Here is a 13,702-nt window from a genome sequence, read left to right as displayed (position 1 = left end):
ATTTTTTGTCAAGTGGAAATCAATGGAAATCATCGGATTATAAATAAGTTTCCACCACCAAAAATCGTAAAAAGCATATCAATATTTGATAGATATCGTCTCAACGAAAACCTTTTTAAAGTTAAAAACCGACATTCTAAAAATCAAGCGGACTTTTCGCTTCTTTAAAGGAGTGGCGCTTTTGAGTAATTCCTTTTTTAACGAGAAATCCGAATATTTATTGTCAACCGATTATAAATATAGTATTTAAATTTAAGTGAAAATCGACATCAAGCAAATTTTGCTATTCCTTCCGGTATGCTGCTGAATAGATCGTTTCAGAAAAACCAGTTTAACAATCGAAAAAAAAACACCATAAGCCACTGTAAGGAATTAAGCGATTATGCCTATCATATCATTTTACATGTTATGCAGATAGAGTGATGTCACTTAACCAAATGTTTTTAACTGAGGGTATTACCTGAAAAAAGAATTCATATATGGAAAAGAATAGAATAGACAATCTCGAAAAAAAATTTAAAAAATATTATGCAGCCCATAGGGATGGTAAGTTTTCTAAAGCAGAAAGAGGCTACCGGGAAATATTAAAAAAAAGGCCTGACTGGGGACGGGTGCTAAATGCGCTTGGAAATCTGTTTCTGGACCAGAACCGACCTGAGAAGGCAAAACCAGTATTTGAAAAAGCAGCCCATCTCAATCCGCCTGATTTATCATCATGCTATAACCTGGGAAGGCTGAAACAACTGGAGAATGATCATCAAGGAGCCATAGTGGTTTACAAGTCTATGATAGATCAACAACCGGATGTTGGTATAGTATGGAATAATCTGGGAGTAGCGTACCGGGAAATCGGGAAACAGGATGATGCTATTGCAAGCTTTCGGTCGGCAGTACGGTTTGCCCCTGAGATGGCAGAGGCATGGAATAACCTTGGTGTGGCCCAGGATGAGCTTAATCTGGCTGAAAACGCTTTGAACTCATATAGAAAGGCCATTGAGATACAACCGGATTATGCATCCCCCCATTTGAATCTGGGAATTTTTCTTCAACGGTCCAAACAGTTCAGAGAAGCTGAAGAACACTACAACAAGGTGCTTAAACTACAGCCGGATAATGAAATAGCAAAATTCATGCTCCAAAGCATAAGGGGGGAAGAAACACCTGAAGCTGCACCAGTGGAACATGTACGAAGTATTTTTGATCAGTGTGCTGAAAATTTTGAAACTATCCTGGTTGAAAAGCTGGGATATAAAACTCCTGAACTCCTCTTTAATCTTGTGCATCCCTATTTGACTGACAAGATGGCTATTCTGGACCTTGGATGCGGTACCGGTCTGCCTGCTAAGCTATACCGACCTTTTGCGAAGAGCCTGATAGGTGTTGATGTATCGGCAAAGATGCTCGAAAAAGCCTTTGAAAAGAAAATTTACAACCGACTCGAGATTTTTGACATCCTCCAGGACTGGGCTTTTCCAACAAAATTTGACCTCATATACAGCTCTGATGTGTTTGTATATTTTGGGAATTTGGATGCGATTATTAAATCCGCATCTTCATATCTTGTTAGCGGAGGGAAAATTGCATTTTCAGTAGAAGAACTAAAAGATAATACAAAGAATTACCAACTTTTTCCCAGCGGCCGCTATGCACATTCACAGAAATATATTCAAGAGATCCTGAAGCGGCATGAACTAAAAATAATAAAAATAAGCAAAACCGACATTAGGAACCAGTCGGGCAACCCGGTCAAAGGATTATTGATCGTATCCATAAAAAAATAGGGAATTTGCAATCATAAAAAGGTTAATTCAGCCGTCGCAAAAAGCCGCGCAGCTGATTAGCAGCGTTAGTGTCAGTGTCCAAGTCATCGATGGGTCGACCAACAAAGGAGAATGAAAATGTATGTATCTCATCTGGCATGCCCGAAATGCGATAACACCTATGTAAGCGAAAAGATCATACAGGTGTGTGACTGCGGGTCCCCTCTGCTGGTACGATATGACCTCAGCAAGGTATCAACGGTTCTGAAAAAAGAGGATTTGAGCAAGAGGAAACCGGATCTTTGGCGTTACCTTGAGCTGCTTCCTGTCAAACATCATGAAAATATGGTCAACCTTGGAGAAGGAATGACGCCGCTATTGAAATTGAATCGACTGGGAGCTGAAGTGGGCCTTGAAAATCTCTACCTTAAAGACGAAGGCATTCTTCCCACCGGAACTTTTAAAGCACGAGGTGCTGCCGTGGGTGTTTCCCGTGCCAAAGAACTGGGTGTGGGCACATTGGCCATGCCGACCAATGGGAATGCAGGTGCTGCATGGGCCGTGTACGCTGCTGCCGCGGGAATAAAATCGGTTATTGTGATGCCTGAAGACGCACCACCCATACCCCGCGGGGAATGCGCCATCAGTGGAGCGGATTTATATCTGGTGGACGGGCTCATCAGTGATGCAGGCAAAATCGTTTCCAAGGCGATAAAACAGTACGGTTGGTATGATGCTTCCACGCTCAAGGAACCCTATCGGATTGAAGGGAAAAAAACCATGGGCCTTGAGATCGCAGAGCAGTTTGATTGGAAACTGCCGGATGTCATCATTTATCCCACTGGCGGCGGTGTGGGTATTATCGGCATTTATAAGGCGTTTCAGGAACTTCACGAGATGGGATGGGTGGGTGACAAAATGCCCAGACTTGTTTCCGTACAATCGACCGGTTGTGCGCCCATTATAAAGGCCTGGGAGGAAGGCAAGACAGAATCCGAATTCTGGCACAATGCCAAAACACTTGCTTTCGGTATTACCGTTCCCAAAGCCATAGGAGACTTTCTGGTATTGGAAGCCATATATCAAACCAACGGCTGCGCCGTCGCCGTATTCGATGAGAAAATTATCGAAGCAGAGAATATGCTGGCATCCAGAGAGGGTACTTTTGCCTGCCCCGAAGGAGCGGCCACCTTTGCTGCGGCATTGAAACTTAGGGATACGGGTTGGATCCAGCCGAACGAAAGGGTTGTGCTGCTCAATACCGGAAGCGGGCTTAAATACCCGGAAACCGTTCAGGTCATACCCAAAGTTTTAGCACCTGACGACCATCTGTAGCCTGGCAACAAAATCTTCCAGGTAAACCGGGTGATGAATACATCAGCCATTTAGTATCTTTAGAAAGTGGAAAAATGCTGAATGATGTATAAAAAGGAAGTGTTAAGCGTGGCTACTAAAACCGAAAATAATCATCATGGGTTAACTATGGGTAAAAAATTCGGCCTACTTTTTATGCGAGTCTCGGTACTGGTGCTTCTATCTGGCTTCGCCCACAGCCAACCTGCGCTCAGTGCTCCACTGACTCCTGCATCGGGGGTGAAAAAAATGAGGATAAAGCTGCCCGAACCTAAATATAACAGTGATGTTTCTCTGGAAGAGGCTCTACTCAAAAGGCGGTCGGTCAGGAATTACTCCGGTGAACCGCTTACGCTAAAGGAGGTCTCGCAACTCTTGTGGGCCGCACAGGGAATTACATCGAACCGGGGTTTCCGCACCTCGCCGTCGGCCGGAGCCCTTTATCCCCTCGAAGTGTATCTGATCGTCGGCAATGTGCAGGGTCTTGCTGTTGGCATATATCTGTATAAACCCGACAAACATGAACTGGTCATGATCTCAGATAGGGATGTAAGACCACAGCTTGCCGGTGCTGCGCTGGGGCAAAGCTGCGTAAAAAATGCCGCCATCGACCTGGTATTCACCGCGGTGTATCAAAGAATTACCCGAAAATACGGGAACAGGGGCATAAAATATGTTCACATGGAAATCGGGCATGCGGCTGCCAACGTTTGCCTTCAGTCGACAGCGATGGATCTGGGCGTGGTAACGATCGGTGCGTTTAACGATGAAAAGGTCAGCAAAATATTGAACTTACCGCAACACGAAGAGCCCTTATACATCATCCCGGTTGGCAAGCGCTGACAGGGCAGGGTAAGTTCTGCAAACCCCAATCGCAGGTAGCGGGATGAGTCAACCTGAAGTGGTGGTGATGGCTCGATCACAGCTGAAGTGTATCGTTTATTACCAGGCACCGGTTAAAACTCTTCAATTATTTCACCCTTCTCAATAAATGATTCTATATGCTTATAAGCGCTTTCTCCGGCAGTGATTACTGATTTGAATTTGCGGTAAACGGGATCGTCTTGGCCTAATAATTCTGCTGATTTTTGTAAAATTTTTTCCCCATGTTCCAGGTGCTTGGTCATTTCAGTTAAAATGAATTTGCGTTTTCGATGTTTTTCTTTCTCTCCGGCAATTACCGGAATAAGTCTTTGAATGGAATACTCCACCAAGGCATCACGAGGAGCATTGAACTTTTTGGCTGTCTGATCCAGGGACGATAGGGTCCGGCGGCTTAAAACATATGTTTTTTGAATTCGGCTAAGTTGGGAAAATACCTGTTCTTTTATTTCACCGGCAATTAATTTCAAACACTGCTTATCCTCAATCAAATGGTCAAAAAGAGATTTTTGTTTAATGCCCAGATGCACGGATACCACATTTATGGCGTGAATCGATTTTTCGGTTAATTTGAAGGTTGCCCTGACGGACTGTTTGCCTCTTAAATCCGAAGAAGAGGGCTGCGGCAAGAATATTGTTTCGATCTCATTGTCTTTTTTATGTTTTTTCATTTTTCCCGCCTTTTGTTATGGAAAGGGTTCGAGTGCTCAGGAAACCAAACGGTCAAGGGTTTATTCGATAAATCAATAGGCGCGTTGAGCATCTCCAAGAAATAATACATAATTTTAAGCTTCCATTACTATATACTATTTATTATTTTAAGTAATGCAACAAATTATTTATATTTTTTCTTGACATATAATAATTCATTCTTAACATATTTTCAAGGAAATGTAAATCGGTCTGAGTCAGTAAGCAATTAGGACCAGATACGGAAAAAAATCAATAAAAGGAGGAAAATATCATGAATATTGTAAGATGGACACCACTAAGAGATATGGCATTTTTTCAAAACCGTTTTAACCGGTTTTTTGATGATGACTTTTATGCACCAACCCGGGAAAATGATGAATTGGCAATGACCAGCTGGAACCCGGTTGTTGATATTTATGACAATGACAACAACATTATAATAAAAGCTGAACTGCCAGGCATGGACAAAAAGGATATCGTGATCGATTTAAAGGACAGAGTTTTGACTCTCAAGGGTGAGCGCTCCTTTGAAAATGAGGTTAAAGAGGAAAATTATTACAAAAGGGAAAGAGCTTTTGGGAAATTTAACCGGGCGTTTACATTGCCGGTGGGCCTGAACCCTGATAAGATCAAAGCTGATTTTAAGGACGGCGTTTTAAAAATTGATATCCCCAAACCTGAAGAGGAAAAACCGAAACAGATCACGATACACTAACCATGATCCATCATTGATTAACATTTCTATCCTGATTACAGGGGTGGCTTGCAAAAGCCACCCCTTTTGTGGTCCATAAAAGATCAACCTTCATAAAGCACAGCCAGAATAGTCGCTTTTCCTCTTTTTGCTGAAATCAGATGTGGCGTGGTGGAAAGGTAATACACACTGTCTCCCGGCTCAAGAGAAAATGAATCTTCCCCGATTTTCAGGGATACCACTCCATCTAGAACATAAATGAATTCCTCGCCTTCATGGACCGAAGTATCCGGGTCCGGATTTTCTTCCAGCTGCACAATCATGGCCTCCATATGACGACCTTTGACTTCCGGAGCAAGACTTTTATAGGTATAGACCTGCTTTTGACCTTCATGGGACGTGGATCTTAATACCACTTTCTGTTCATTTTTTCTGGTTATGGAAAACAGTTTATCGCCGACACCAGACACCAAACGACCAAAGGCACTATCTAGAGCCTTTGAAAGCTTGATAACCGTTCCAAGCTGGGGCTGCACTTTATCTTCCTCTATTTCGGAAAGCAGCTCGACGCCAAAGCCGGTCAGCTTTGACAATTCATCAAGAGAAAGCCCTTTTTGTTCTCGTAAAGTTTTGACCCGTTGGCCTATTTCTTCAACACCCTTGGTTGCGGTTGGTGTAATTTCACCGGTCAGTTCTTCAAAAGAGTCAACCACGATTTGAGGTTTTTGGGCATTTTGTTCCATATTTAATCTCCTCAACAGTATATTTATAAGATATTTATTTCAAATTTAATCGACAGATAGTCGGTCACCATTATAAAGCCCCGATGTGCCTGGCGATAACTATGCGCTGCACTTCCGATGTCCCTTCGCCGATGTCCAGAAGTTTCTGATCCCGGTAAAATCTTTCCACATCGTACTCCTTCATGAGGCCATAACCACCGTGAAGTTGGACCGCATGGTTTGCACATCGATACATAGCCTCAGAACAGTAAAGCTTTCCCATGGCCGCCTCTTTGGAAAAGGGCATGTCGTGATCACGCAGCCAGCATGCCTTATAAAGAAGCAAACGTGCACATTCGATTTCCATAGCCATATCGGCCATCTTAAATGCGTTCACCTGAAATTTTGCGATGGGTCTTCCAAACTGCTCCCTTTCGTTGGTGTATTTTAGCGCCATATCAAGACAACCCTGGGCACCACCAAGACCCATGGCCCCAATGGACAGACGGCCACCATCCAAAGTCTGCATCATCTGATGAAATCCATTTCCTCTCGGGCCAAGAAGATTTTCCTTTGGTACACGACAATCCTCAAAATATAGTTCACTGGTATTGGAAGCCCGCCACATCATTTTTCCGTGCATTTCCTTTGCCGTAAAGCCAGGATTCCCTGACTCCACAATGATACAGGAAAGCTCCGGCCGACCATCGTCACGGGTGCCGGTACGGCACAGGACGGTGGCTCCGGCAGTATTTTTTGCCGCACCATTGGTAATGAAGATCTTGCTCCCGTTAATCACCCACTCATTGCCATCTAACACTGCAGTGGTCTTTGAATTCGAGGCGTCCGAGCCTGCATTGGGTTCAGTGAGGCCAAAACCCCAAAGTGTCTCGCCCTTACAAAGTTTAGGAAGGTATTTTTTCTTTTGTTCTTCATTTCCAAAATAATAAAGGGGTCCGATTCCAAGGGAATTTTCCGCAGCCACAGTGGCAGCATGCGAGCCATCAATCCTGGCTATCTCTTCAACGGCAATGATGTATGAAACGTAGTCCATACCCTGACCGCCGTACTTTTCCGACACAAAAATTCCGAAGAGGCCGAGTTCTGCCATCTTTTGCATCGTCTCGTAGGAAAACTCTTCTTTTTCATCCAGTTCCCGAGCCACCGGTTTAATCTCGTTTTCTGCAAAGCTGCGAACCGATTCACGTAAAATCTCCTGTTCAGTAGAAAGGGTAAAATCCATAGTTTCTCCTTAAAGTAAATGGGCAAAAAATATATAAAACGAAACTCGTTTATTTTAAGCTTTTTAACAGTTGTTCAGCTCTCTTTTTTTCCAGCCTGACCAGAACATAGTAGAAATCAGGAAGACCATAGATACCGTTTTGGTCGTACCATCGCTCGATCACCTCAGTGAAGTTAAGTTCCGTATCAGAAAGAGCCTCAATAAGTTGTGATGAATATTCACCACCGGTTGTGCTGATAATATAATCCTGGCTGGTTATATGGGTAATAATGGTTTTGCCAAGCTCTGCACGGGCGCGCATAATTGCCTGGTTCCATGCATCCTTGATATTTCGAGTAGGGCCTGAGATTCCCACCGCATAAAAGTATTTTTCATCAAGGGGAACTGAGTTTAACCACTGGGGGGCACTTTTTTTTTCAGGTTTTGGCGTACTGATACAACCGTCAGATAGGAGTGAAAGGCTTAGAGTAAGAAGGACTAAAAACGTTAAACATTTTGATTTCATACTTTCCTTTCTTAGGTTCCAGGATATTGATTGTTTGTTTTTTATGCTTTGAATATAAAATAAAAGGATCTGTGTATCAAGAAAAAAATATAGTCCAATTCGCCTGTGACGACCTCAGTGATTGTTAAGCATTCTTTGATGCAGGCGTTCTGCGCGTAGACAGAATGCTTCCAGTTTTGCGGTTATCAGCTGCGGAAAAGGTGAGCCGTCACTTTCAATCGCAAGAAAAGGCAGGGCGCCTGTTTCCGCCAGAACGGAGCGAAGCCGCTGATTTTTTGGATCGGTTTTCAGCTTTTCTTCCCGGTTCATGGTTTCATTGAGAATAGCTTCAGAAAGGCGGTTCGGCATACAGCCAAACGGTCCGATGGCAATGACACCACAGGAATCAACGGCTATTTCCGATATGGAGCTCCCGACTGTCAGAATGGCTTCACCGGTTAAATTCTCTGATATATATCGCTTCCCATTCTTAATGATTGCCCCGATGTCAATCGGTTTGGAATGAACAAGACCCGATCGGGACAACGCAGACTTGATGCGTTTTTCATCTTTGCCCATAAACTTCTTCCTGATGAAAAATCCGAGCTTTTCCATTTTGGTCATTTGATAGTCGGTCAGTTCTTTGCCAACGAGGTAATCGGAGTAATGAACCCACTCGGTTACCGGTGAACAGACGGAGGCAAATCCTTTTTCAGCCAGTCGTTCGGTTAAGAATTGGCGAGATAGAGAATCTCTCCTGACAAAAATCTCACCTGTTAACGAGATAACGGGCACTTCTGACGGAGGACGCTTCATAGGGATGCGACCAAGCATGTCTGCTGTTTTTAAAAGCTGTTTTTCCAGTTGCGAAAAATTACATCTTTCAAGTTCGTTGGATATCAGATTCAGCTCATTATTGAATGTCTGCATTGCCGCATCGATATCCGTTGCGTTTGCAAGTATCATTGAGCGAATGTCCTCCATCACATCAGATACAATGATCGCCCAGAATCCCTTTCGTTCAAACCCATTTTCCATTCCGATGTAGGAGTTTTCAGATGTAAGCGAAAGCAAAGCGGCATCAGGAATTTCAAGCCTTTGGATCAGATCTTCCATAAAGACAGAATATTGTCCAAACCGGCAGGGACCGGAACCCGTGGCCATGAAATAAATAAGGATCTCATCTTTTTTCCGCTTATTCTGGATGTAATTAAGAAAAATCCCTGTGGTAAGAATGAGTGGAAGACATTCTTTACATGAAGTATTGCCGCGGCCAAGCTTGAGAATTTTTTCGTCGGAAGGCTCATGCCCTTTGGCATTAATTCCCATACCGCGAAATACCGACGTTAATAACTCTGTGGCAATTTTCCCCATGGAAGGAAGAAGTACGGTGATACGAGGATCTTTGATCTCCAGTGCTTCACCGGAAGATGTCATTACTTTTCCTGTGCCATTATCGAGCACAATCCGAGCAGGTATAAAATTGTGTTTTGTTAAAGGAATCAGTTTGCGCATTTCAAGTTGTCGGTACGCACAAATGATATCAAGGAATGCCTCGATCCTGGTTTCCAGACCGGCGTCAGCCGTATGGCTGTCAAGCTCAAGAGTCAGAGAAGGCTTTCGGCCCATAATAGTTCTGAAATATCCGATAACAAACGAATCCGGACCACAGGAAAAGTTGGTGATATAAGTTCCGAAAAGCTGGGGATGCCTTTTAACCAACCTGGCCGCTTTCAATATAATCTGGCCCATTCCCCAGTACATGTGTCGCTTTGCTTTTTCATCCTCAAATGTAAGAAAGTCTAAAGGTATGCAAAGAATGCCTCTTGAGGCCAGCTTTCGAGGAATTCCCATATGTGCTTCTTCAACAAACCCGTTATAGGGGCGCCCGAATATCACCACTGCCATTTTTTCCGGATCGGTTTCAAGTTCAGCCAGAGCTTTATTTCCTATCTCCTTCATTTCAGCCAGACATTTTGTCTGTTGCATCAGTGCTTTTTCAAAGGCGATCTTGGCAGTTTTTCGACCGATGCCCATTTTAGCAGAAGTTTCAAGCAGCGGTTTTTCCGCTTTTTCCAGACCATTTTGCAGATCAATAAGGGGCATTAAAATCTTTGTTCCTTTCCCCTTCAGTTCTTCAAGTTCTCTGGAAAATGTGGTTTGGAGATAAAAAGCTTCTCCCTGAACAAAAGGACAGACCTGGGAGCTGGTGTTACCGTTTTCAGCCGGAATTGATTTAAAATGGGGTAGAAAGATAAAATCAACCGGGTGTTTCATGGTAAGAAGCGAGTAAAAAAAGCCATGGGAAAGCTCACCGGGGTAACAGAATGCTGCATTTCTTAGATCAATTCCTTCCTGTGAGGGATGATCGGGAACAACCGTTTCAAAACCCAGTTCTGCAAAAAAAGTAGAGTAGAGGGGATAATAAGTGTTAACGACAAAACTCCGGTTTATTCCAATTTTTCCCCTGCAGGGCGTTTCCTTTTGGGGGATAAATTTACCCGCGTATTTTTCAAATATCAGCTGCTGCCTGATTCTTACCAGATCGAGTCTTTCAATGCTGTAATTAACATCCCGCCGCAAATTGTAATACCGGTTGCAGGCGCCTCCAAAGGGATACTTCTTGCCTTCGATCTCGATCACAGCAATTTCACATCGCCGGTCACATTTTTGTTTTCCTCCTTTGCAGATAAAAGGTTTTTTGTATATGACTTCTCGATCGGCAAGTGCTTTTAAATCGAAGCTCTGTTGTTCCATAAGGCTGGTTTCAATTCTCTTTTTCACTTCCAGCGCAACACCAAAGGCACCCATCAGCCCGGGCATGGGAGGCACAATAATGGGTTTGCCCACCAGAGCTGCCATAGCAAGAGGTACGGCCTTATTATAGCAGACTCCGCCTTGCATAAAAACTTTTTCTCCAACCGGGCGATTACCTTTCACCCGGTTGGAATAGTTCATGCATATTGAGTAAACCAAACCGGCCACAATATCTTCATGCCGGACACCCTCATGAATAGCGTTTTTAATATCAGAAGCGATAAAGGCAGCACACTGATCATTGAAATTGGGCGGATTTTTCCCTACCAAGGCTATTTGGGCAATGTCTTCCATTTTTACCCCGAGGGTTTCCAATGCGGATTCTTCCAGAAATGATCCTGTTCCTGCGCTGCATGCTTCGTTCATGGCGTAGTCCGAAGGCACGCTGTTGGTAATATAGGTGTATTTGGCGTCCTGCCCACCGATTTCAAACAGGGTGTCAACATCGGGGTCAAAATAAATGGCGGCGCTGGCATGGGCAATAATTTCATTTAACACACCATCTGTAAGGGCATGGAGACCGGCTATCTGACGACCGGAACCGGTAACTCCAAGACCGGTGATAGATATTTCACCTGGATCTGTTTTACTTTCTACCTGTTGGAGAATGGAAGCATAGCATTGACGGGAGGCACCTACCGGATCTCCGTTTGTGCGCAGATATACGGATGCACAGATGGCATGATCATCCGTTCTCAATAAAACCGCCTTGGTAGTGGTAGAACCGACGTCAAGTCCCAGTATGTAATTATCCCCTGCACGAACTTCACCGGTTTCCATGGTTTTGAACTCAACCTTGCCCTTAAAATCCCCAAGGGGGGCAAGAGTATCGAAAGTCGCCACTTCGGTCAGAAAAAGATTGGATAATCCTGGAAATGGAGCTGTTTCATTTTCCAGAGCCCATAGAGCTGCGCCCAGCGCTTCAAAATAGGGCGCCTGTTGCGGAACGATCAGCCCGGGAATGTCGCGGCGCAGATACTCAACCATCATCTGATTAAGGGCGGTTCCCCCGGTAAGCATGATATTTTCCCGCTTAACTTTTTTAAGCAATTCCAGAACCTTGTCCGCCATCATCTTACAAAGCCCGGCGGTCACTTTTGATCTGGGGATACCTTTATTGGTGGCATGGGTACAGTCGGACTTGCAGAAAACAGAGCATCGCCCTGAAACATGATACGGTTCCTGTTCAACAGCCCACTGGGCTGCATCTTTAAGGGAGACCTTCATCCGTCGCAATTGCTGAAGAAAAAATTCACCGGTCCCGGACGCACACTTATTGCCGGTTAAAACATTCGAAATTTTACCCGAAGAGTCCAACTGATAAACCATGAAGGTTTCTCCGCCGGCAGAAACAACTCCCGGGCAGGAAATACCGTCCGGTTTGACAAACTGGTAGGCATATTCCACCGCCTGCGGCTCCGGTATGCTTGATAAATTTACGAAATTGCAAAACTTGCGACCGGTGGCAACTATCTTGTCAAATGATTCAAGATCATAGTGATTTAAAACCGAAAGCAAAGTATCTTTAGGATTTCCATCATGAAGTTGAACTGTACTCTTGACAATCTGCGGATTTTCGCCTTTCCGATTCTGTTCAATCTGGGCCACGGATACTGTGGATGCCCCCAGATTCAGGCCCAGCACTTTTATTTTTGGTGAATTTTCCATTTTTTCTTTTAATAGATTATAATAATTTAACCTGGTTAAAAACAGGCCAAAATAGTCCTTCAGTTTTGTGCCTGAATAACAGAAGTTTTGTTATAAAGCCAAGATGTTATCATACATTATGTTTCGTTTTTTATACCTTCCTCAACTTTTTTTTCTACCAGACCACTATTAAACCAGGCTTTAATCACTGCATGTACCAGTGTTGCCAATGGAATGGCAAAAAACAGACCCCAGATACCCCATAAGCCACCGAACAGAAGCAATGCGACAATTATTGCGACAGGATGGATATGGACGACTTCGGAAAGAAGCAGGGGAACCAGCAGGTTGCCGTCTAAAATCTGAATGATGGTATAAGCAATTATAGTGTACACAAAAGTAGAGCCTATGTTCCACTGGAAATAAGCGATCAGGGTTACGGGAAGAAACATGACTGTGGCACCAATGTAGGGAATGAGAACCGACAGCCCAATAAATAGCGAAAGAAGCATGGAAAACCGTAATCCAAGAAAAGCAAAGGTGATGTAACTGACCCCCCATACGATTATAATTTCCCAAACCTTGCCGCGCACATAGTTTGCCACCTGAACATTTGCTTCTCGCCACACCTCGACGGCCAGTCCGCGTTCTTCGGGAAGGAAACCGGTAAACCAGTTGAGAATTTTTACCTTGTCTTTCAAAAAAAAGAAAACCAGGAGTGGAACAAGAATAAGGTAGACTAAAATGGTGATTAAACCACGCACAGAGGCAAGAGACATGGAAAGGATGCGTTGGCCAAGACTGGTGAGTTCTGTTCCTATGAGATTTAGAATATGTCTTATCTGGGGTTCTGAAATCAAATCCGGATACTTTTCCGGAAGAAGCATCAGTGCATTTTGTCCCCTGGCGAGCATGGAGGGCAACTCCTGCAAAAATTGTCCGATCTGCCTTGACAGCATGGGGAGCAAAGCGACTATTAAAATGAGCAGAAAGGCGATAAATAATAAAAAAACGGATATCACCGAAGCCATCCGAGGCATTTTGCAGCGTTGAAGCATCGATACAATTCCTTCCAGCAGATATGCGATCACCACACTTGCAAATACAGGGATCAGCATATTGCCGAGCAGAAAAATAAATACGAATCCAACCAGGAGCAAAAAGCCAAGAATAACAACCTGCGGATTAGAAAAGTATCGGTTTTTCCATTCTTTAAAAATCGGAATCATTTTTCTTCTCTGACAGAGTAAACCTAAATAACAAGAATATTCCCTTAACATTTTTTACTAAGATAGAAAATCAATTTTAATAAAAAATGAGCATTTTTTATCAATAAACCACTTTCTAACTTGTTCAGTTTCTGGTAATACTGTTATTATTGAGCAGTCAAGATGTTAACTGGTTGAA

General features: G+C 43.7%; 10 protein-coding genes. 4 read left to right on the top strand and 6 right to left on the bottom strand.

The window, feature by feature from the left end; translation table 11 throughout:
- Positions 1-479 precede the first annotated feature (479 nt).
- The 3 genes from SWH54_03365 to SWH54_03355 all read left to right on the top strand — a co-directional run bounded on the left by SWH54_03365 (position 480) and on the right by SWH54_03355 (position 3,956).
- Positions 480-1,781, top strand: a complete 1,302-nt coding sequence (locus SWH54_03365) for a tetratricopeptide repeat protein (protein ID MDY6790287.1) — start codon at positions 480-482, stop codon at positions 1,779-1,781.
- Between the two features lie 111 nt (positions 1,782-1,892).
- Positions 1,893-3,095, top strand: coding sequence for a threonine synthase (locus tag SWH54_03360; protein ID MDY6790286.1), 1,203 nt, complete (start codon positions 1,893-1,895; stop codon positions 3,093-3,095).
- An 81-nt stretch (positions 3,096-3,176) separates the two neighbouring features.
- The gene (locus tag SWH54_03355) at positions 3,177-3,956 is read left to right on the top strand and encodes a SagB/ThcOx family dehydrogenase (protein MDY6790285.1); all 780 of its coding nucleotides are present in this window, start codon (positions 3,177-3,179) and stop codon (positions 3,954-3,956) included.
- A gap of 113 nt (positions 3,957-4,069) precedes the next feature.
- On the opposite strand, the gene SWH54_03350 is transcribed toward SWH54_03355, so the two are convergent.
- Positions 4,070-4,666, bottom strand: a complete 597-nt coding sequence (locus SWH54_03350; GenBank protein ID MDY6790284.1) for a hypothetical protein — start codon at positions 4,664-4,666, stop codon at positions 4,070-4,072.
- A gap of 293 nt (positions 4,667-4,959) precedes the next feature.
- Here SWH54_03350 and SWH54_03345 point away from each other — a divergent pair, with 293 nt between their 5' ends.
- Positions 4,960-5,403, top strand: coding sequence for an Hsp20/alpha crystallin family protein (locus SWH54_03345; GenBank protein MDY6790283.1), 444 nt, complete (start codon positions 4,960-4,962; stop codon positions 5,401-5,403).
- Positions 5,404-5,486: 83 nt separating this feature from the next.
- Here SWH54_03345 and SWH54_03340 read toward each other — a convergent pair whose 3' ends face one another.
- From SWH54_03340 to SWH54_03320, 5 genes are all read right to left on the bottom strand, one after another.
- Positions 5,487-6,125, bottom strand: a complete 639-nt coding sequence (locus tag SWH54_03340) for an XRE family transcriptional regulator (GenBank protein MDY6790282.1) — start codon at positions 6,123-6,125, stop codon at positions 5,487-5,489.
- Between the two features lie 70 nt (positions 6,126-6,195).
- Positions 6,196-7,347: an acyl-CoA dehydrogenase family protein gene (locus SWH54_03335; protein MDY6790281.1), complete on the bottom strand. Its 1,152-nt coding sequence runs from the start codon at positions 7,345-7,347 to the stop codon at positions 6,196-6,198.
- A gap of 49 nt (positions 7,348-7,396) precedes the next feature.
- Positions 7,397-7,852: an LPP20 family lipoprotein gene (locus SWH54_03330; protein MDY6790280.1), complete on the bottom strand. Its 456-nt coding sequence runs from the start codon at positions 7,850-7,852 to the stop codon at positions 7,397-7,399.
- A gap of 114 nt (positions 7,853-7,966) precedes the next feature.
- Positions 7,967-12,316: an acyl-CoA dehydratase activase gene (locus tag SWH54_03325; protein MDY6790279.1), complete on the bottom strand. Its 4,350-nt coding sequence runs from the start codon at positions 12,314-12,316 to the stop codon at positions 7,967-7,969.
- Between the two features lie 116 nt (positions 12,317-12,432).
- Positions 12,433-13,524, bottom strand: coding sequence for an AI-2E family transporter (locus SWH54_03320; GenBank protein MDY6790278.1), 1,092 nt, complete (start codon positions 13,522-13,524; stop codon positions 12,433-12,435).
- Positions 13,525-13,702: the final 178 nt, after the last annotated feature.

The sequence above is a fragment of the Thermodesulfobacteriota bacterium genome (assembly GCA_034189135.1).
Lineage (GTDB): Bacteria > Desulfobacterota > Desulfobacteria > Desulfobacterales > JAUWMJ01 > JAUWMJ01.
Note: the sequence above shows the minus strand (reverse complement) of the source record. Positions and strands in the feature narration are given on the sequence as shown.